Genomic DNA, 20238 nt, shown 5'->3' on the forward strand with positions numbered 1-20238 from the left:
GTGCACGCTCGCACAGGATTCGAACGAAAAACCGGTCGATGCACCCGCAGGACAGCGTTATAGTATAACGATATGATCGTCGCCCCCGCCTATCGACTGAACGGCCTCACGGGCCCCCTGGTCCTCCTGGCCTTGGGGTTCTTCCTGTTGCTGGGTGTTTTCAGCGCCCACGCCGGCGAATCGGCCCATCCGCTGGGCGGCGGTGCACCCGCGGGCGAGGCCGAGGAGCGCGAGGCCATGCCGGATACCGCCACCGCACCGGTGCCGGAGACGCTTGCCGATCCGCCCGGGGCACTGGAGCGCGTCACCGCCTGGATGCTGCAGACCCAGCGCCAACTGCATCGCGACCTCACCCAGGGACTGCATGCCCTGCGCGACGCCCCTACCGCCCAGACGGCCGGTGCCCTGATCCTGGTCAGCCTGCTGTACGGCGTCTTCCATGCGGCCGGGCCGGGCCATGGCAAGGCGGTCATCAGCGCCTATCTGCTGACCCAGCCCCAGAACCTGAAACGCGGCATCCTGCTCTCCACGGTCTCGGCACTGGCCCAGGGGGTCACGGCCATCGTGCTGGTCGGGGTGCTGATCGGCCTGCTCGGCTGGCTGGCGCGCGACACGCTGGGCCAGGTCCGCACCCTGGAAATCGCGAGCTTCGCGCTGGTCGCCCTGCTGGGCATCTGGCTGATGCTGCGCGCCCTGCGCCATGCCTGGCGCCTGCACAAGGCGCACGCCCAGGCACGTGCCGAGGCCCGGCACGACCACGGGCACGCAGACCATCATCACCATGACCACCATACCCACGACGACCACTGCGGCTGCGGCACCCCGCATCATGTCGACCCGAACCACAGCGGGACCTGGTGGGGTACGGTCGCGGCCGTGGGCATCCGCCCCTGTTCCGGCGCGGTGCTGATCATGGCGGTATCGGCCGCCCTGGGCCTGGCCTGGGCCGGCGTGCTGGCCGTGCTGGCGATGTCGCTGGGAACCGCGGCCACGGTATCGGTTCTGGCCACACTGGCCGTCTCCGCACGCGACTGGACCCGCCGCTGGCTGGGCCCGACCCGCGTCGGCCGCCTGACCTACATGGGGCCGGCCTTCGGGCTTGCCGGCGGCGGCATCATCGCGCTGATCGGTATCAGCCTGGTGATCGGGGCCGTGGCCTACCGGCCGGCCGCCCACCCGCTGGGACTGTAGAACGCCACAGACGCCAAGGTTGCCGCACAGGTCCGGGTCCTCTAACGTCCCGAACATACTCCAAGCTGCGAGACGCGCCGATGTCCGATTCCGCGATCCGTCCCGACCAGGCCCCGACCCTCCCCTCGCTGTTCCGTGTCCGCGTCGAGCAGACACCGGATGCCCCGGCCTATCGCCAGTACAACAGCGAACGCGGAGAGTGGCAGCAAACCTCCTGGCGTGAGATGGGGGCGATGGTAGACCGCTGGCAGGCCGCACTGGCCGCCGAGGGCCTCAAGCCCGGCGAACGCGTCGCGCTGATGCTCGGCAATTCGCGCGAGTGGGTCGCGTTCGACCAGGCGGCGATGGGGCTGGGGCTGGTCCCGGTCCCGCTGTACACCGACGATCGTCCCGACAACGTCGCCTACATCATCGGCCAGACACAGGCGCGCATCCTGCTGTTGGGCGAGAGCGCCCACAGCCGACGGCTGTCCGAGCACTTCGAGAACATGCCATCGCTGCGGCGCATCGTGAACATCGGCGGCGAGGATACGGAGCCGGACGACGAACGCGTAATCGAGCTGGAAGACTGGCTCGCGCGGCACGAAGGGACCGAGTTCCACCACCCGGACCTCGATCCGGAGGCCATGGCCACGATCGTCTATACCTCCGGCACCACCGGGCGCCCCAAGGGCGTAATCCTCTCGCACCGTAGCATCCTGGAGAACGCCTGGGCCTCTTCGCAGACCGGCCCGCTGTCGCCCGCCGACCGGTTCCTGTCGTTCCTGCCGCTGTCGCACATGCTGGAACGCACCGCCGGGCTGTACATGCCCATGCTGATCGGTGCCGAGGTCGCCTTCGCGCGCTCCATTCAGGCCCTGGGAGAGGACCTGGTCAACGTGCGCCCCACCGTGCTGATCTCGGTACCGCGCATCTACGAACGCGTGCACGGCCGCATCCAGGCCGGCCTGAAGCAGAAATCGGGCCTCGGCCGCGCCCTGTTCAAGGCGACCGTCAACATCGGCTGGAAGCGCTTCGAGCACCAGCAGGGCCGGGGGGGCTGGTCACCCGGCTTCCTGCTCTGGCCCGTACTGGAGCGCATCGTCGCCCGCAAGGTGCTGGACCGCCTGGGCGGCGAGCTGCGCTTCGCGGTCTGCGGCGGCGCGCCCCTGCCACCACCGATCGCCCAGTTCTTCATCGGCCTGGGCCTGCCGGTACTGCACGGCTACGGGATGACCGAGGCCAGCCCGGTGGTCACGGTGAATACGCCGGACAACAATCTGCCCGCCTCAATCGGCAAGCCGCTGCCCGGGGTGGAGGTGAAGATCGGCGAGATGGACGAACTGCTCACCCGCAGCCCCTGCGTGATGCTCGGCTACTGGAAAAATGCGGAGGCCACCCGCGAGACCATCGACGAGGACGGCTGGCTGCACAGTGGTGACCAGGCCCGCATCGACGACAGCGGGCATGTCTTCATCACCGGTCGCATCAAGGACATCCTGGTGCTGACCAACGGCGAGAAGGTCCCGCCGGCCGACATGGAGATGGCGATCGCGCTGGATGCGCTGTTCGACCAGGTAATGATCGTCGGCGACAACCGCTCCTTCCTGACCGCCCTGGTCGTTCCGGAGCCGGAGGCCTGGGCCTCGTTTGCCAGCGACCACGACCTCGACGCCGAGGCCGATGGTCGCCTGCCGCGCAAGGCCGAACGCGCCCTGCTGCAGCGCATCCAGTACCAGCTACGCGACTTCCCCGGCTACGCCAAGATCCGCCATGTGCATGTAACGCACGAGGCCTGGTCTGTCGACAACGGCATGCTGACCCCGACCATGAAGCTCAAGCGCCCGGTGATCGTCGAGCACTACAGCGAAGCCATCGAGGCGATGTACGCCGGCCACGACGGTCACTGAGACCCGCGCCGGGCCCGCCATTCAGCCGCCATGTGCACCCAGGTGGCGCGCGAGCGTCGAGACCAGGGGTTTCATGAAGTACTGCCCGTCAGGGACCACTGTCGGGTGCACCCCGTGGGCGCGCAACTCGTCGGCCACCACCGGGCCGATCGCGGCGACGACGGTGCGGCCGAGCGCTGCCAGCAGCGCGTCCTCGCGCCCCGCGTCGCGGGCGACGCGCAGCAGGCGCCGGACCTGGGCCTGGCTGGTGAAGGCGATCGCATCCACCTCCCCCGCGATCAGGGCCTCGATCAGCCCGGTCACGCGCCCGGTCTCGGCGGCGTCCGCATAGCGGTAGGGCCAGACGGGAAAGACCTCGGCGCCCGCCTGCTCCAGGAACTCGAGCAGGCGGCGGTTGGGTTCCGCGCCGTAGAGCTGCGCCCCGATGCGCTGCCCGGCCAGATGCTGCCCGGCCCGATCCTGTCCGGAAAGGGTCTCGATGATGCCCTCGGTCGTCGGTGCGGCCGCGACCGCATCCGGCCGCACGCCGAAGGGCTTCATCGCCCGCCCCGGCTTGGGGCCGCGCACCAGGGTCGGCGTCCGCGCCACGGCCGCCAGCCAGGCGTCCTCGCGCCCGGCACGCCGGGCAAAACCGGTCAGGCGGGTGAAGCCCTCGCCGGTCAGAAAGATCAGGCGGTCGAACGGCGCCTCGATCGCCCGGTGCAGCCAGGCCTCGATCGCCGCACGGTCGGGGCTGTCGTGGATCGCGATCAGCGGGCAGCGCCAGACCTCGGCCCCGCGCCGCTCCAGCAGACCGGCGAAAACTTCCAGCGCTCGGCTCTCCGGCAAGGCGACGCGGCGACCCGCGAGGCCACTGGCCGCCGCCTCCGGCAGGACGGATGCGGCCGTCACGCCGCGCTCGCCGCCGCGGCCCGCGGCCCCGACATCGGCATCGGCTGTGGAAACACCGTGGCGGCCCCGGCATCCGGCTGGAACCAGGCCAGACGCGCGTGGCAGGCCGCCACCTCGCCGATCACGATCAGGCTGGGCGAGCCCACCTGCTCGCGCTCGGCGCGCGCGGCCAGGGTATCCAGCGTGCCGGTCACGACGCGCTGGCGGGCAGTGGTGCCGTTCTCGATGATCGCCGCCGGGGTCTGCCCGGCGCGGCCGGCACCCTTCAGCCCCCGGCAGATCTCGCCCACCCCCTTGCGGCCCATGTAGAACACCAGGGTCTCGCGGGTACTGGTCAGCTGCGACCAGTCCACATCCAGCCGCCCTTCGCGGGTATGGCCGGTGATGAACCGCACTGACTGGGCATGGTCGCGGTGGGTCAGCGGTATGCCCGCATAGGCGGCGCAGCCGCTGGCCGCGGTAATGCCGGGGACGACCTGGTAGGCCATGCCGTCGCGCGCCAGCACGTCCAGCTCCTCGCCGCCCCGGCCGAACACGAACGGGTCGCCGCCCTTCAGCCGTGCCACGCGCTTGCCCTCGCGCGCCAGCCGGGAGAGCAGCGCGCTGATCTCCTCCTGCGGCACGCAGTGGTGGTCGCGCTCCTTGCCGACATAGAAGCGCTCGGCCTCGCGGCGCGCCAGGTTCACCACCTCGGACGACACCAGCCGGTCGTAGACGACCACATCCGCCTGCTGCAGCAGGCGCAGCGCGCGAAAGGTCAGCAGATCCGGGTCGCCCGGCCCGGCGCCGATCAGGTAGACCTCGCCGGGCGTGCTGGTTGCGGCATCCGCCAGTTCCTGTTCCAGGCGCGCCTCGGCCGCGTCCATGCGACCGGCCAGGGCGAGCTCGGTGGCCGGCCCAGAAAAGGCCCGCTCCCAGAACGCGCGGCGGGCGTTCACGTGGTCGAAACGGGCGCGCACCCGGTCGCGCAGCCGCCCGGCGAGATCGGCCAACCGACCATAGCCGGTCGGGATCAGGCTCTCGATCTTCGCGCGCAGCAGGCGCACCAGCACCGGGGCGCGGCCACCCGAGCCGATCGCGATGGTCAGCGGCCCGCGCTCCACGATCGCCGGCAGGATGAAGCTGCACAGCTCGGGCTGGTCGGCGACGTTCACCGGGATCGAACGTGCGACACAGTCCTCCGAGACCTGGCGGTTCACCACTGCGTCATCGGTCGCGGCGATCACGATCGCTACCCTATCCAGGCATTCGCTGTCATAGACCCCCGGATCGCGGCTGATCGACCCCGGTTGTTCGCGCAACAGGCGCTCGGCGGCCTCGCTGTACTCGGGGGAACGCAGGCGCACCCGCGCCCCGGCCTCCAGCAGCAGCGCCGCCTTGCGCGTGGCCACCGGGCCGGCCCCGACCACCAGGGCCTCGCAGCCGTGCAACTGCATATAGATCGGCAGGTGTTCCATGCTTATCCCTCCCGCGCCACGGGGTCCGTGGGCATCTCGGCTTCTTCATTCAACAGGGTCTGGATCTCGGGTCGGCAGGAGCCGCAGTTGGTCCCCGCCTCAAGGGCCGCACCCACCGCCTCGCAGGTGCCCAGCCCCTGCTCGCGGATCGCGGTGCGGATACGCATCTCGTCCACGCCGAAGCAGGCGCAGACCATGCGCCCGCGCGCGGCCTGGCCGTTCGGTGGACGCCCGGTCAGCAGCGCCATGCGCTCGGTATCGCTGATCGTCTCGGCCGCGAACAGGCCGGCCAGCCACTCGCGCTCGGGCAAGCCCCGGTCGGGGCCCGCGAACAGCACGCAGGCGAGCCGCCCCTCGTGGATCCGCGCGGCGCGGTAGCGCCCCCCGGCGGGGTCGGCGAACTCCAGCCATTCCCCCGGCCCGTCCAGGCGTTCGCGCCACGCATCCATCGTGGGCGGTGTGCCCCGGCCGGCCAGTTCGGTACGCAGGTGTCGGGGACCGCGGGCGGTGACTGCGTAGTCCGACTCGGGCGTGGCGATCGGCTCGCGGCTCAGCACGAAGCCGTGCCAGTCCAGCGCCGCCGGGCGCACGGCCACGGCCGTGTGCTTGAACGCCGGCTGCCCGGAGACGGGGTCGACATGCGCGGGCACCAGAGCATCGACTCGGGCGAGCCGCGCGATCGGCCGGCTCCAGTGCATGGGCACGAACACGCTGCCCGGACGCTGCTCGCGGCTCACCTGCACCCGCGCCAACAGGCGCCCGTGGCGACTGGTCACCTCGGCCAGATCGCCGGCCTGGAGCCGGAACAGCCCGGCATCCACCGGATGGATCTCGACGAACGGCTCCGGCTGATGCGCGCTCAGGCGCGGGGTGCGGGCGGTCCGGGTCATGCTGTGCCACTGGTCGCGGATGCGGCCGGTGTTCAGGCGCAGCGGATACTCGGCATCGACTGGGTCGGTCGGAGTCTGGGGGGTCACGGCCGCGAGCCGCGCCCGGCCATTGGCGGTGAAGAAACGGCCATCGGCATAGAGGTGTTCGGCGCCCGTCCGGCTCCCCGCCGGCAGCGGCCACTGCACCGGCTCCAGGGCCTCGTACTCGGCGTCGGACAGCCCGGCCAGGGCGCCGATATCGAAGTCGCGCGTGCCGTGGTTCTCGAAGGCGGACAGCGCCGCATGCTCGCGGAAGATCTCGCCCGGGCGGGTGTAGGGAAAGGCGTCGGCGAAACCCAGCCGCTGCGCGACCCGGGCCAGCGCCCACCAGTCGTGGCGGGCCTCGCCCGGGGGCGCCCGGAACGGGCGCTGGCGCGAGATGCGGCGCTCGGAGTTGGTTACCGTGCCGTCCTTCTCGCCCCAGGTGGTCGCCGGCAGCAGGACGTCGGCTACCCGCGTGGTCTCGGTCTCGCGCACGCAGTCGGAGACCACGACCAGCGGGCATGCGGCCAGGGCCTGCTCGAAGCGCGCGGCCTCGGGCAGGCTGAACAGCGGATTGGTGCCGATGATCCAGACCGCCTTCACCTGCCCCGACTCGACCGCGCGGAACAGGTCCAATGCCTTGAGCCCCGGCTGGCGCGCGAGGTTCGGTGCGCCCCAGAAACGTCCGACCCGGTCCAGGGCCGCGTCGTCGAAGCCCATGTGGGCGGCCAGCTGGCTGGCCAGTCCGCCGACCTCGCGCCCGCCCATCGCGTTCGGCTGGCCCGTCAGCGAGAACGGGCCCATGCCCGCGCGCCCGATACGGCCGGTGGCCAGGTGCACATTGAGGATCGTCCCGGCCTTGTCCACGCCGCTGTCGGACTGGTTGATGCCCTGGCAGAAGGCGGTCACGGTGCGTTCGGTGCGGGCAAACCACTGGAAGAACGTCGCCACCGCCTCCGGCTCCAGCTCGCAGGCCTCGGCGGTTGCGGCGATCGACGGGTTGGAGGCCCGTGCGGCCGCCAGGGCGTCGGCGAAGCCGTCGACATGGCGCTCCAGGAAGCCGGGGTCCAGTGCATCCTCCCGGCGCAGGTGGTCCAGCAGGCCGTTGAACAGCCAGGCATCCGAGCCCGGCGCCAGCGGCAGGTGCAGGTCGGCCGCCTGGGCGGTGGCCGTGCGCCGCGGGTCGATCACCACCAGCTTCATCTCCGGGCGCGCCGCGCGGGCGGCCTGCAGGCGCTGGAAAAGGACGGGGTGGGCCCAGGCCATGTTGGAGCCCGTCACCACGACCAGATCGGCCTGTTCGAGGTCGGTATAGCTCCCCGGCACGCCATCCATGCCGAAGGCGCGGGTATGGGCGGCCACGGCCGTGGACATGCAGAGCCGCGAGTTGGTGTCGATATTGGCCGAGCCCATGAAGCCCTTCATCAGCTTGTTGGCCACGTAGTAGTCCTCGGTCAGGATCTGCCCGGAGACGTACAGGGCAACCGCATCCGGCCCGTGCACCGCGATGGTCTCGCGAAAGCCGTCCGCCACATGATCCAGCGCGGTCTCCCAATCGACACGCCGCCCGCCGATCTCCGGGTGCAGCAGCCGGGCCTCGTCGCCGAGGGTCTCGGCCAGTGCCGCGCCCTTGGAGCACAGGCGCCCGGCATTCGCCGGATGGGCGGGGTCGCCGCGCACCGCGACCGGAAACTCGCCTTCCGGCGTCGCGGTCACCTCCACCCCGCAGCCCACCCCGCAATAGGGGCAGGTGGTACGGGTCACCGGCTCGGCCGTGGCCATCTCAGCCCGCCTCGCGGCAGGCGACCGGTGCCGCAGCGGCATGGTCCGCGGCGTCGCCCGTGGCGCCGGAGAAATCCAGCCACACCTGACCGTCGGTCACCCGTATCGGGAAGGCATGGGTACAGCCACTGTCCGCCCCGGTGGCCTCGCCGGACTGCAGGTCGATCACCCAGTTGTGCAGCGGGCAGGTCACGCGCTCGCCGTGGACGATGCCCTGCGACAGCGGCCCGCCCTTGTGCGGGCACTGGTCGCGCAGGGCAAACACGCGGTCATCCGCGGCGCGGAACACGGCGATGTCGCCGTTCGGACTCGCCACTACGCGCGCACCCAGCGGCGGGATGTCCTCGAGCGGACAGATCGCAAGCCAGCTCATGCCGACACCCCCTGGCGCGGGGGCGCGTCCACCGGCGTGATCGGAATGAACTCGTGCGCCGCATGCCCGGCGGCCCGCTCGGCCCAGGGGTCCACCTGCGCCACCTCCTGCGACTCCAGGAAGCGGGCGTACAGTGCCGCGCGGTTCTCGGCGTCGTCCACCAGGCGTTCCTTCACCCGGGTCAGCCCGACGCGCTCGATCCACGGGGCGGTGCGTTCCAGGTAGCGCGCGTCTTCGCGGTAGAACTGCATGAAGGCCCCGGCATATTCCAGCACCTCGGCCTCGGTCTCCACCTTGCAGAGGAAGTCGGTGGCGCGCACCTTCACCCCGCCGTTGCCGCCCACGTGCAGCTCGTAGCCCGAGTCCACGCAGACCACGCCCAGGTCCTTGATCGTGGCCTCGGCGCAGTTACGCGGACAGCCAGAGACCGCCATCTTGAACTTGTGCGGGGTCCAGGAGCCCCAGCTCATCCGTTCCAGCTGGATGCCGAGTCCGGTCGAGTCCTGGGTGCCAAAGCGGCACCACTCGGAGCCGACACAGGTCTTCACCGTACGCAGGGCCTTGCCGTAGGCATGGCCGGAGACAAACCCGGCGTCGCCGAGATCGCGCCACATCGCCGGCAGGTCGGCCTTCTTCACCCCCAGCAGGTCGATGCGCTGGCCGCCGGTGAACTTGACCGTGGGCACCTGGTAGCGCTCGGCCACCTCGGCGATCGCGCGCAGCTCGGCCGGGGTGGTCACCCCGCCCCAGATGCGCGGCACGACGGAATAGGTACCGTCCTTCTGGATGTTGCCGTGGGCGCGCTCGTTGATGAAGCGCGACTGGGCGTCGTCCTGGTAGTCCTTCGGCCAGGCCGCCAGCAGGTAGTAGTTGAGCGCCGGACGGCAGACATGGCAGCCGTTCGGGGTCTTCCAGTCGAGGGCCTCGAACACCGCGTCCATGGTCTTCAGGCCGTCGCGGGCAATGGCCGCGCGCACCTCGTCGTGGCTGTGGTCGGTGCAGGCGCAGACCGGCTTTTTCGCCGGGGCGTCGGAGTAGTCTCCACCCAGCGTGGTGGCGAGCACGGACTCCACCAGCCCGGTGCAGGAACCACAGGAGTTCGACGCCTTGGTGTGGGCACGCACGTCCTCCAGCGTGAACAGCTTGTGCTCGCTGATCGCCTGGACGATCTCGCCCTTGCACACGCCATTGCAGCCGCAGATCTCGGCCTCGTCGGGCATGGCCGCGACCCGCGAAGCCTGGTCGCCATGACCGGAGTCGCCGATATGCGCCTGGCCGAACAGCAGGTTCTCGCGGATGTCGGCCACTGGCGTTCCGTCCCGCATCAGCTGGAAGTACCAGGAGCCGTCCAGGGTATCGCCGTACAGCACGGCCCCCTGGATGCGGTTGTCCTTCAGCACCAGGCGCTTGTAGACGCCGCGCGCGGCATCCTTGAACACCAGGTCCTCGGTGGTCTCGTCGCCGGTGAAGTCGCCGGCGGAGAACAGGTCGATCCCGGTCACCTTCAGCTTGGTGGAGGTCATCGAGCCCTCGTAGCGCCCAATGCCGTACTCGGCCAGGTGGTTGGCGCAGACCTTCGCCTGCTCCCACAGGGGCGCGACCAGGCCGTAGGTGGCGCCGCGGTGCTGCACACACTCGCCGACCGCGTAGATCGACGGGTCATAGGTCTGCATCGTGTCGTTCACCACCACGCCGCGCTCGCAGTGCAGCCCGGCGGACTCGGCCAGCGCGGTGTTCGGACGGATGCCGACCGCCATCACCACCAGATCCGCCTCGACCTCGCTGCCGTCGGTGAAGCGCACGCCGGTGACGCGGTCCTCGCCCAGGATCGCCTCGGTCTGGTGCGCCATGCGAAAACGCATGCCGCGCTCCTCCAGCGAGCCGCGCAGCATCCCGGCGGCCTCGGCATCCAGCTGGCGCTCCATCAGGTGATCCATCAGGTGCACCACGGTGACCTCCATGCCCTGGCGCATCAGGCCGTTGGCAGCCTCCAGGCCCAGCAGGCCGCCGCCGATCACCACCGCATGCTGGTGTGCGCGGCTGGCCGCGAGCATCGCGTCCACGTCGTGGATGTCGCGGAAGGCAACCACGCCCTCCAGTTCGTGCCCCGGCACCGGGATCATCACCGGGTCGGAGCCGGTCGCCAGCAGCAGGCGGTCATAGGGCGCCTCGGTGCCGTCCTCGGCGATCACCCGCCGGTTCACGCGGTCGATCCGCTCGATGCGTCGGCCCTTGTGCAGGGTGATGCCGCGTTCGGCATACCAGGCATCGTCGTTCAGCATGATCTCGTCGACGGTCTTCTCCGAGGCCAGCACCGGCGAGAGCATGATGCGGTTGTAGTTGCCCCAGGGCTCGGCGCCGAACACGGTGATGTCGTACATGTCCGGCGTGAGCTTCAAGAGCTCCTCGACCGTGCGCATGCCGGCCATGCCGTTGCCGATCAGGACCAGCCGCGGCTTGTCGTTCGCGGTATCCATCACGCGGCCTCCGACTCGGGGTTCTTGTGGCGCTCGTGGAGAAAGCGCAGCACCTCGGCCCGGTAGTGGTTGTACTGGGGGTTGTCGGCCATCACCAGGCGCTCGCGCGGCTTCGGCAGGTCGATCTCCAGGATCTCGCCGATGGTCGCCGCCGGGCCGTTGGTCATCATCACGATGCGGTCGGACAGCAGCACCGCCTCGTCCACGTCGTGGGTGACCATCAGCACGGTGTTGCCCAGCTCCGACTGGATGCGCATCACCTCGTCCTGCAGGTGCGCCCGGGTCAACGCATCCAGCGCGCCGAAGGGCTCGTCCATCAGCAGGACCTTCGGCTCCATCGCCAGCGCCCGGGCGATGCCCACGCGCTGCTTCATGCCGCCGGAGATCTCGTCCGGGCGCTTGTCCAGCGCGTGGCTCATGCCGACCATATCCAGCGTCTGCAGGATCCACTCGCGGCGCTCGGCGGCGGATTTCTTGCCCTTGAAGGTCTTGTCCACCGCCAGTGCCACGTTGTCGCGCACGGTCAGCCAGGGCAGCAGGGAGTGGTTCTGGAACACGACGCTGCGATCCGGACCCGGCTTGCTGACCTCCTTGCCGTCCAGGATCACCGCGCCGGTGCTGGTCTCCAGCAGCCCGGCGACGATGTTGAGCACCGTCGACTTGCCGCAGCCGGAGTGGCCGATAATGGAGAGGAACTCGCCGCGGTCCACGTGCAGGTCGACGTCGCGCAGCACCTCGCTGGCCGTCGGTCCTTCGCCAAAGGTCTTGTGGACGTGTTCGATGGAGAGATAGCTGGTCATGATGATTCTCCTGTGAGGGGCCGGATCAGCCGGCCTGCGTGCCGCGGGTGACCCATTTGCCGACGGTCGCGACCAGACGGTCGAGGAAGAACCCGACCAGGCCGACGTAGACCAGGGCCAGCACGATGTCGCTGAGCATGGAGGCGTTCCAGGCATCCCAGATAAAGAAGCCGATGCCGACCCCGCCGATCAGCATCTCGGCGGCGACGATCGCCAGCCAGGCGAGGCCGATGCCGATGCGCAGACCGGAGAAGACATACGGCGCGGCGGCCGGGAGCATGATCTTGGTGAAGTACTCGAAGCCGTTCAGGCGCAGCACGCGGGCCACGTTCACGTAGTCCTGCGAGATATTCCGGATGCCGACCGAGGTGTTGATGATGATCGGCCAGATCGCGGTGATGAAGATCACGAAGATGGCCGACGGGTTGCTCGCCTGGAACGCGGCCAGGGAGATCGGCAGCCAGGCCAGCGGCGGCACGGTGCGCAGCACCTGGAACAGCGGGTCCAGCCCGCGCATCGCCCAGGTGGACTGGCCGACCAGCACGCCGAGACCGATCCCGGCGACCACCGCCAGGGCGTAGCCGTAGGCCACGCGTTCCAGGCTGGCGAGCAGCTGCCAGGCCATGCCCACGTCGTTGCCGCCGTAGTCATAGAACGGGTTGACGATCAGTTCCCAGGTGTCGGTGATCACCTGACTCGGGCCGGGCAGTACGGCTCCCTGGGAGGACGTCATCATTTCCCAAAGGAGCAAAAAAATCGCGGTCACGATCACCGGGGGCAGGACCACGGTAGCCGCGTTGCGCATACGCCGGGCCCAGGCCCCGGGGTCGGGCGGCGGGGCACCGCCGGACCGGGCCGACGGCGCCGCCGGCCGGGCCACCGCGGCCGTGGAGGTCTCCGCGGCCGCCGGGCGTTCGCGCCCGGCGCCGAAGGTCATGTTGCGATCGAGAATGGCACTCATCGTCGAATCCTCTTGAATCGTCTGTGCAGGGGGCGTCGGGCCGTCGCGTCAGGACGCGAGCGCCTTGATCTCCAGGCTGTCGAGATAGGCCTGTGGGTCTTCCGGGTCGAAGACCTTGCCGTCGAAGAACTCTTCCTTGCCGCGCGAGGTGGACTCGGGGATGTCGGCCGAATCGATGCCGAGCGTGTCGGCCGCCTCGCGCCAGATGTCCTCGCGGTTGACCTCGTCCACCAGGGCCTGCATGTCGAGATCCGGCGGCAGGTAGCCCCAGCGGATGTCCTCGGTGAGGAACCACAGGTCGTGGCTCTTGAAGGGATAGGAGGCCTGGTCGTTCCAGTAGCGCATGCGGTCGGGGTGATCCTCGACCACGCGGCCGGTGCCGTAGTCGAAGTGCCCCTGCATGCGGTCGATGATGTCGCCGTACGGGGCATGGATGTAGCGCCGGCGCGAGCAGATCTCGGCGACCTCCTCGATATTCGCCGGGTCCTCGCAGTACATCTGCGCCTCCATCACCGCCATGGTCAGGGCGCGGGCCGCGTTCGGGTTCGCCTCCACCCAGTCCGCGCGCATGCCCAGCGCCTTCTCGGGATGGTTGTGCCAGAGCTCGCCGGTGGTGTTCGCGGTATAGCCGATGCCCTGGTTGATCAGCTGCATGTTCCAGGGCTCGCAGACACAGAAGGTGTCCATGGACCCGACGCGCATGTTGGCGACCATCTGCGCCGGCGGCACGACGATGGTGGAGATGTCGCGGTTCGGGTCGATCCCGCCGGCCGCCATCCAGTAGCGAATCCACAGGTCATGGGTGCCGCCGGGGAAGGTCATCGCCGCGCGTACCTCGTCGCCGCCGGCGCGCTTCTCCGCCAGCGCCTCCTTGAACTCCCCGGTCTCCAGGCCGACCTTCAGATCGGCGTATTCATCGCCCACCGAGATACACTGTCCGGCCAGGTTCAGCCGCGCGAGGATGCTCATCGGCGTACCGCGACGATGGATCAGGTAGGGCATCGGCGTCAGAATGTGCGAGCCGTCGATGCCGCCGCGGCGCGAGCCCAGTTCCAGGTTGTCGCGCACCGTGCCCCAGGAGGACTGCTTCAGCACCTGTACGTCCGGCATGCCGTGGGCGGCGAAGAACCCCTTCTCCAGCGCGATGAACAGCGGAGCGGCGTCGGTCAGGGCGATAAAGCCCAGCTTCGCCTCGGTGGTCTCCGGCTTGCCGTTGCCGGCCTTCGCATACCCCCAGGGCGCGGCCCCGGAAACGCCCAGCGCGGTCGCGCCGATCCCGGCGGCCATGCCGCCCAGGAAACGCCGGCGCGACAGGCCGGAGGCCTTTTTCGTGTGATCGGTCATTGCGGGTTCACTCCCCTTGTCAGCAAACACGTCCCAAAAACGAAAAAAGGCGTCGCATCAGCCCGGCCGCGTTTGCAGCCGGGTGATGGACGCCTTTGTCCAGTCCCACGGGAGGCCCGGTCATCGGGTCTCCCTGTTGTCAGGCGACGAACCGCCGTTGGCTCGTCTTGCTCAGTCTCCTGCAGGAGGTGTGCCAATTAGCTGTTGCTAATCGACTCTCGTGGACCAAAGCCCACCCTGACGCGGAAAAATCGGACGGTTCCCGGTAAACAATCGAATCCTGGCAGGGGAATGACGATCACAAGCGGCACCACCCTGGGGCACGCCGGCGGTGCAGATGAACCGCTCTGGTGCACACCCCGTAGGAGCCGCCTTGGCGGCGAAGCCCCTGCCATTGTCGGACACTAGCAGGGGCTTCGCGGGCAGGCCCGCTCCCACAGGGGCGGAATCCCTTTCCCCGCGTATTAGCTACAGGTCGCCCTTGCCCAGGAGGTCGGACATCGCGACGGTCGCCTCGGCGACCTCGGCCAGGCGCCGGTTCTGGTTCATCGCCGTCTGGCGCAGGAGCTTGTAGGCCTGATCCTCGCTGAGGCCGCGGTGCTGGATCAGCAGCACCTTGGCGCGCTCGATGGTCTTGCGTTCGGCCAGGGCCTGGCGTGCCGCATGCAGTTCGTCCTCCACCGACTGCAGCCGGGTCGCCTGGCGCTGCACCAGGTCCATCACCGAGTGCCCGACGATCGGGACGTTGAGTACGGTCTCGCCCTCCTCCTGCGTGCTCTCCAGGCCCTCCGGCGCGCCGAAAAACACCGCATACGGCACGCTGTCGCGCAGCTCCGACTCGGCGAGTTGCTCCACCCGATCACGCACAGCGCCCAGGTCCGCGCGATCCGCCGTGATGCGTGCCGAACAGCACTCGTTCAGGTGCATCTCCAGCAGGTCCTCGATCTCCTTCATCGCGTCGATGCGCGCGGTGGTGCAGGCAAACCAGGTCTCGGCGCGGGCCGGGTCCGGCAGGGGATCGCCCCGGAGATCGCCGTGGGTACAGGCCTGACGGCGCAGCCGCTCGACCTCCGCCGCGAAGCCCGCGCCCTGCAGTTCCTGCCAGGCCGCGCAGGCGGGCTTCGGGGCAAACTCGGAGAAGATCCGAAACGAGCGTTCCTGGGCATCGATCCGGTGCAACAGGGACTGGCGCAGTTCGCCATCGAACACGCCCTGACCAAAGCCGGCGGCCCCGATCGCGCGTTCCTGGCCCGCCAGCTCCTTGCCCTGCATGAAGTTCAGCAGGGCCACCAGGGCCCGCGAGACCTCCGGGTCCGTGGCGGAGTCAGCGGCCTCGAACACCACTGCCAGCAGCGACCGGATCAGCTCGCTGAAGCCGCGCATCGCCTCCATCGGCGAGAGCGTGCGTTCGCTGACCTCCGCCCGCAGGCTGGGCAGACCCGACAGGCCATGCAGCGCCAGCGCCATGCGCCCCAGCAGACGGCTGCGCGCGTGGGCACAGGCCCCGGGCTCCAGCCAGCCATCAAGGTGTTCACGAAACGCCTGTGCGGTGGTGTCGGATTCAGCTCGGTACTGCGCTAGTTCGTCCGCATAGCGCTGGCCACCGGAGCCGATCCAGAGGCTGGAGGCACCGCGTTCGCGCTGGAGCTGATGCACCAGCGCGCGGATGCGCCCGACCAGCTGTACCGCCTCCAGCAGGCGCTCCAGGCTCACCACCTCGCACTTGCGCGAGGCGACCAGGAAGTCGCCAATGGCCTCTTCGAAGGAAAAACTCGGGGATGGGGTCTGGGTCATGCTCGTCGTCCGTGGATCACTCCCGGAACAAACAAGCATGCGATGTGCCAGTTCGAGGGGCTGACACAGGAGACACGGGCAAAACGGGCGGGGGATCACACCCCACCCGCGGACCGGCCCGCTCGATCAGAAGCTCATGGAGCGGTCGAAATCGGCAACGGCCTGGACGTACTGACCCATGCCGGCCATCTCGGCGTTCGGCAGGAAGTTGTGCTCGCCGACGTCGCGGCCCTTGGCGCAGGCCTCGCAGGCCCAGAACGGGACGCCTTCCTCGACCAGCGAATCCACGATGTCCTTCATCGCCGGCATGTTGTGGCCGACGATCTTGTCGTAGACATTCCGGTTGGCGATGTTCACGGCCTCGCCCTGCAGCCAGACGGTCACGTCATGGCCCTGCTGCTTGGCCACGTTCGCGGCAATCATGCCGAGAGTGGCGCGGGTCGGGTCGTCAGTACCGGCGGTAACAGCAACAATAAAACGCATGGGACTCTCCTTGGTCACGTCAAAGTGGCAGGCACCGTAGCGACCCAAGTCGGGACCGTCGAGTTCCCACAAGCCTCAAGGAGACGCCGAGTCAGGAAGCGCCTTTCGACGTAATGCTCATGCGATAGAGCTTGAAGGCCATCAGCAGCCAGGGAATGGCGTGCATGATCAGGTCGAGGATATCGATCGGACGGGTCAGCTCGCCCTGGAAGAGCCAGCGGATCTTCTCGACGATGTGCGGTTCGGGGACATAGGGCGACAGCCCCAGGGTGGCCACGAACAGTGCAAACAACCACAGTGGGGAACGGTCGACCCAGGCAACAAAGGCTTTCATGGCGCGCATCCTACCCGAAGCCTGGGCCGACTTGCGACTGCTCTGGGATCGGGGACTCTCGAGGTGCCCCAATGCCACGCAGGAGCACCGGCGGACAGTGCACCAGGTCCTCCGGTCGGTCGATGTCCGCCCGCGCTTCCAGCTCCGCCCAGACAAGACCCTGCGCCTGGGCCCGCTCACGGGTCTGTTCCAGCACCCGATCGCTGCCCCACTCGACGGCCTCGAACAGCCCGGGGACGGGCCGCGCGGCGGCCAGCAGCACATAGCCACCATCCAGCGCCGGGATCAGTGCCACATCCGCCCCTTCAGCCAGCGCCTTACGTGCAGCGACCAGGTCCCCGACACCCAGCGTCGGGGCATCGGACCCCATCACCAGTGCCGGAAACGGCCCCACCTCCAGTGCATGGCGCATGCGGGCCCCGAGGTCATCACCCACCTGGCTGTGCAGGGAACAGCCAAAGCGTTCCGCACAACGCTCGAGGAACGGATGATCGGTATCCGGGGTGCACCACAGCTCCACATGGTCCGGTGCCACCTGACGGGCCACGTCCAGCGCGTGCTCCAGCAGCCGTTCGTGCAGCCGTGCGGCGCCCTTGGCACCCAGCGCGGGAATCAGCCGCGTCTTGGTCCGGCCCGGCTCGGGCGCGCGGGCAAAGACCAGCACGCGCGGCGCATCCGTCGGCCGACGTTCAGGCATCACCACGATAAAGTCGCGCCAGCCCGTCCGGGTTTGCACCCAGCCAGTAGGCCAGGCGCAACCGCCACATCAGCCAGATCGTGCGCCAAGCGCCCTGCCGCTCCCAGCGCCGGGACGACGTGACCAGCCACGTGCGCAGGCACCTTGGGCGCCCCACCGATCGCTTCAGCCGCCGCGAGAGCTCGATGTCCTCCATCAGCGGCTGGTCCGGCCAGCCGCCTACGGCATCGAACGCCGAGCGTGTAATGAATATGCCCTGATCCCCGGTCGCGATCCCGCTCAGACGCGAGCGCAGGTTCATCATCGCGGCGATCAGCGCGAATATTCCGCGACCGCCCGACAGGCGGACGTCGAAACGTCCCCAGGCGCGATCGTCCCGGGCCACCGCGTCGCGCAGGGCATGCACCGCCACCCCGGCTCCGTCCGGAAACGTGGTGTCGGCATGCAGAAACCAGAGCGCCTCGCCTCGGGCGCGCTCGGCGCCGGCATTCATCTGCCGTGCGCGCCCCGGGGCGCTGGACAGCACACTCACACCGCATTGCCCTGCCTGCTGGACAGTCCCGTCCGTGCTCCCGCCGTCGACCACGATCACCTCGCAGTCGAGGATCTCGCCCAGGGTATCCAGCAAGGGCGGGAGAGATTCGGCTTCGTTCAGTACCGGGATGATCACGGACAGGAAGGGTGACTCCCGCGACATGGTTGCTACGGGACTCAGGCTGGCGACTGGACGGCTTTCTGCCCCTGCCAGATCCGGCGCAACAGCCGAGGCAGCAACAGCAGCAGGGCCAGCACGGCGAGAATCGCCAGCCCCAGCTGGACCCGGTTGTCCGTATCACCCGCCACCATCTCGCGCGTAGCGTGGCCCAGCCAGGCATAGGCGAACAGGCTGGGGATCAATGCGACCAGGGTCGTGATCGTGAACACGGTCAGCGGCATACGCACCAGGCCCAGGGCGTAGTTGGTCGGGGCGAACGGGAAGACCGGCACCAGCCGTGTCAGTGCGACCACGCGCCAGCCCTCGGCCTCCACATCCTCGCGCAGCCGTGCGCTGCGCGGACCCAGACGCGGTTCCAGCCAGGGTTGCAGCAGGGTGCGCGCCAGCATGAACGCGATAATCGCAGCGATGGTCGCCGCCAGCAGGCTCAGGGCCCCGCCGGTGAACGGCCCGAACAGCGCCCCTCCCAGCAGGATCCAGAAGGTGCTGGGCAACGGAAACAGCGCAAGGACGACAAAGGCCAGCACAAACATCATGTAGGCGCCCATCCCCCAGCTGGCGAGCCACGCCTCGACGTCCTGCAGCGGCAGCAGATCAGGCCACTCGGTGGTCAGTGCTACCCAGACCAGCGACCCTGCCAGCAGGACCGCGGCCAACAGCCACCAGCGTTCGGGATGATGTATCTGCATATGTCTCTATTCTTTGCCGTCGCCGCGCAGTCGCTCCAGCCGTTCGGCCAGCGCGCGCTCCGTGCCCTCGCGTTTCGCCCGATAGAAGCGCTGATCTTCCAGCCCTTCGGGCAGATAGACCTGCCCGCGCGCGAAACCGTCCGGTTCATCATGATCATAGCGGTATCCGGCGCCGAACCCCTCGTCACGCATCAGCTCCGTGGGGGCATTGCGCAGATGCAGGGGCACGCCGGGGCTGCCCGTTTCGCGAATGCTGGCGCGGACCTCGTTCAACGCGGTGTAGGCGCTGTTGCTCTTGGGGGCGGCGGCCAGCTCGATCGCCGCCTGGATCAGCGCGAGATCGCCTTCCGGCCGCCCAAGCCGCTCCATCGTCTGCCAGGCCGCCAGCACCCGAGCACCCAGCCCTACGGCCGCCAGCCCGATGTCCTCGTAGGCCATGCGCAGCAGGCGCCGGCCGAGATAATCCGGGTCACAGCCGGCATCCAGCATGCGCGTCAGCCAGTACACCGCCGCACCAGGATCGGATCCGCGCACCGACTTGTGCAGGGCGGAGATCTGGTCATAGAAGGCATCGCCCTGGCGATCGAAGGCCAGGCTCTGCGCCCCCATCACCGCGCGCAGGGCGTCGGCGGTGATCTCGCCGTCACGTGCCAGATCCGAGGCGGTCTCCAGCCAGTTCAGTGCCCGCCGGGCATCGCCGTCCGCCGCACGGGCCACCCGCTGGCGTTCGGTGGGCTCCAGCCGCAGCCCGCGCCCCCCGAGTCCGCGCTCGGGATCGCTCAGCGCCCGGTCAATCAGCGCCTCGATCGCCTCGGCGCCGACGGACTCCATGCGATAGACACGCGCCCGCGACAGCAACGCACTGTTGAGCGCAAATGAGGGGTTCTCGGTCGTGGCCCCCACGAAGGTCAGTGTCCCGTCCTCGATGTGCGGCAGCAGGGCATCCTGCTGCCCCTTGTTGAAGCGATGGATCTCGTCGATGAACAGCAGCGTGCCGACCCCGTTGCGTCGCCGGGCCTTGGCCGCGTCCACCACCGCGCGCACGTCCTTGACCCCGGCCAGCACCGCCGACAGCGTCACCAGACGCTGTGCCCCGGCCGCCGCCACCAGGCGGGCCAGCGTGGTCTTGCCGCAACCCGGCGGGCCCCACAGGATCATCGACGGGGTCTGCCCCTGCTCGATCGCCTGGCGCAGGGCGGCATCCGGGCCGACCAGGTGATCCTGGCCCACCATCTCGTCCAGCCGCGCCGGGCGCATGCGCTCGGCCAGCGGTGCATTCGGGTCCGGGCCCTGTGCGGCCGGTTCGGGCTCGGGGGGCAGTCCACCCGCATCCGGGCCGAACAGGTCGCCTTCGGAGATATCGCTCATCATTTCAGTGTACCGCGCCCGCCGCGAACATTGGCCGAGACATGGCACACTGAGCGGCGGGCTGGCTCACAAGCCCTGCACA

The 20238-nt window shown here is 69.2% G+C and carries 17 protein-coding genes; 2 read left to right on the forward strand and 15 right to left on the reverse strand.

The window, feature by feature from the left end:
* The first annotated feature begins 72 nt into the window (after positions 1-72).
* Both G015_RS0105425 and G015_RS0105430 read left to right on the forward strand, forming a co-directional pair.
* Entirely contained in the window at positions 73-1191 is a 1119-nt protein-coding gene (locus G015_RS0105425) for a nickel/cobalt transporter (protein ID WP_020146279.1), read from the forward strand.
* An 80-nt stretch (positions 1192-1271) separates the two neighbouring features.
* Positions 1272-3080, forward strand: a complete 1809-nt coding sequence (locus G015_RS0105430) for a long-chain fatty acid--CoA ligase (protein WP_020146280.1) — start codon at positions 1272-1274, stop codon at positions 3078-3080.
* 21 nt (positions 3081-3101) lie between these two features.
* Here the strand turns inward: G015_RS0105430 and G015_RS0105435 are convergent, their stop codons facing one another.
* From G015_RS0105435 to G015_RS0105505, 15 genes are all read right to left on the reverse strand, one after another.
* A complete protein-coding gene (locus G015_RS0105435; protein WP_020146281.1) occupies positions 3102-3971 on the reverse strand; it encodes a uroporphyrinogen-III synthase in 870 nt (289 codons plus the stop codon).
* Positions 3968-5428 (reverse strand): siroheme synthase CysG, encoded by a 1461-nt coding sequence (gene cysG / locus G015_RS0105440; RefSeq protein WP_020146282.1) that lies wholly within the window; start codon positions 5426-5428, stop codon positions 3968-3970. Before cysG ends, G015_RS0105435 begins: the two co-directional genes overlap by 4 nt.
* A gap of 2 nt (positions 5429-5430) precedes the next feature.
* Positions 5431-8121: a nitrate reductase gene (locus G015_RS0105445; RefSeq protein WP_020146283.1), complete on the reverse strand. Its 2691-nt coding sequence runs from the start codon at positions 8119-8121 to the stop codon at positions 5431-5433.
* A gap of 1 nt (position 8122) precedes the next feature.
* Positions 8123-8494 (reverse strand): nitrite reductase small subunit NirD, encoded by a 372-nt coding sequence (gene nirD, locus G015_RS0105450; RefSeq protein WP_018649030.1) that lies wholly within the window; start codon positions 8492-8494, stop codon positions 8123-8125.
* Positions 8491-10971 (reverse strand): nitrite reductase large subunit NirB, encoded by a 2481-nt coding sequence (nirB, locus tag G015_RS0105455; protein ID WP_018994668.1) that lies wholly within the window; start codon positions 10969-10971, stop codon positions 8491-8493. The genes nirD and nirB overlap by 4 nt, the downstream gene beginning before the upstream one ends.
* Complete coding sequence (locus G015_RS0105460) at positions 10971-11771, reverse strand: ABC transporter ATP-binding protein (RefSeq protein ID WP_012982080.1); 801 nt, start codon at positions 11769-11771, stop codon at positions 10971-10973. Before G015_RS0105460 ends, nirB begins: the two co-directional genes overlap by 1 nt.
* Before the next feature lie 25 nt (positions 11772-11796).
* Positions 11797-12732 carry a nitrate ABC transporter permease gene (gene ntrB / locus G015_RS0105465; RefSeq protein ID WP_012982079.1) on the reverse strand — a complete coding sequence of 312 codons (936 nt, stop codon included), beginning with the start codon at positions 12730-12732 and terminating at the stop codon, positions 11797-11799.
* A 48-nt stretch (positions 12733-12780) separates the two neighbouring features.
* On the reverse strand, positions 12781-14076 hold the full coding sequence (locus G015_RS0105470) for a CmpA/NrtA family ABC transporter substrate-binding protein (RefSeq protein WP_018994667.1): 1296 nt from the start codon (positions 14074-14076) through the stop codon (positions 12781-12783).
* A gap of 468 nt (positions 14077-14544) precedes the next feature.
* Positions 14545-15870 (reverse strand): nitrate regulatory protein, encoded by a 1326-nt coding sequence (locus tag G015_RS0105475; RefSeq protein ID WP_018649032.1) that lies wholly within the window; start codon positions 15868-15870, stop codon positions 14545-14547.
* Between the two features lie 126 nt (positions 15871-15996).
* Positions 15997-16353 (reverse strand): DsrE family protein, encoded by a 357-nt coding sequence (locus tag G015_RS0105480; protein ID WP_012982076.1) that lies wholly within the window; start codon positions 16351-16353, stop codon positions 15997-15999.
* 91 nt (positions 16354-16444) lie between these two features.
* The gene (locus G015_RS0105485; RefSeq protein ID WP_012982075.1) at positions 16445-16687 is read right to left on the reverse strand and encodes a hypothetical protein; all 243 of its coding nucleotides are present in this window, start codon (positions 16685-16687) and stop codon (positions 16445-16447) included.
* A gap of 10 nt (positions 16688-16697) precedes the next feature.
* Entirely contained in the window at positions 16698-17384 is a 687-nt protein-coding gene (locus tag G015_RS0105490) for a TIGR04282 family arsenosugar biosynthesis glycosyltransferase (RefSeq protein WP_026296494.1), read from the reverse strand.
* Positions 17377-18081: a TIGR04283 family arsenosugar biosynthesis glycosyltransferase gene (locus G015_RS0105495; RefSeq protein WP_012982073.1), complete on the reverse strand. Its 705-nt coding sequence runs from the start codon at positions 18079-18081 to the stop codon at positions 17377-17379. The genes G015_RS0105490 and G015_RS0105495 overlap by 8 nt, the downstream gene beginning before the upstream one ends.
* A 14-nt stretch (positions 18082-18095) precedes the next feature.
* Complete coding sequence (locus G015_RS0105500; RefSeq protein ID WP_012982072.1) at positions 18096-18788, reverse strand: TVP38/TMEM64 family protein; 693 nt, start codon at positions 18786-18788, stop codon at positions 18096-18098.
* Between the two features lie 6 nt (positions 18789-18794).
* Positions 18795-20159, reverse strand: coding sequence for a replication-associated recombination protein A (locus G015_RS0105505; protein WP_018994666.1), 1365 nt, complete (start codon positions 20157-20159; stop codon positions 18795-18797).
* Positions 20160-20238 lie beyond the last annotated feature (79 nt).

The sequence above is a fragment of the Thioalkalivibrio sp. ALJ15 genome (assembly GCF_000383695.1).
Classification (GTDB): Bacteria; Pseudomonadota; Gammaproteobacteria; order Ectothiorhodospirales; family Ectothiorhodospiraceae; genus Thioalkalivibrio.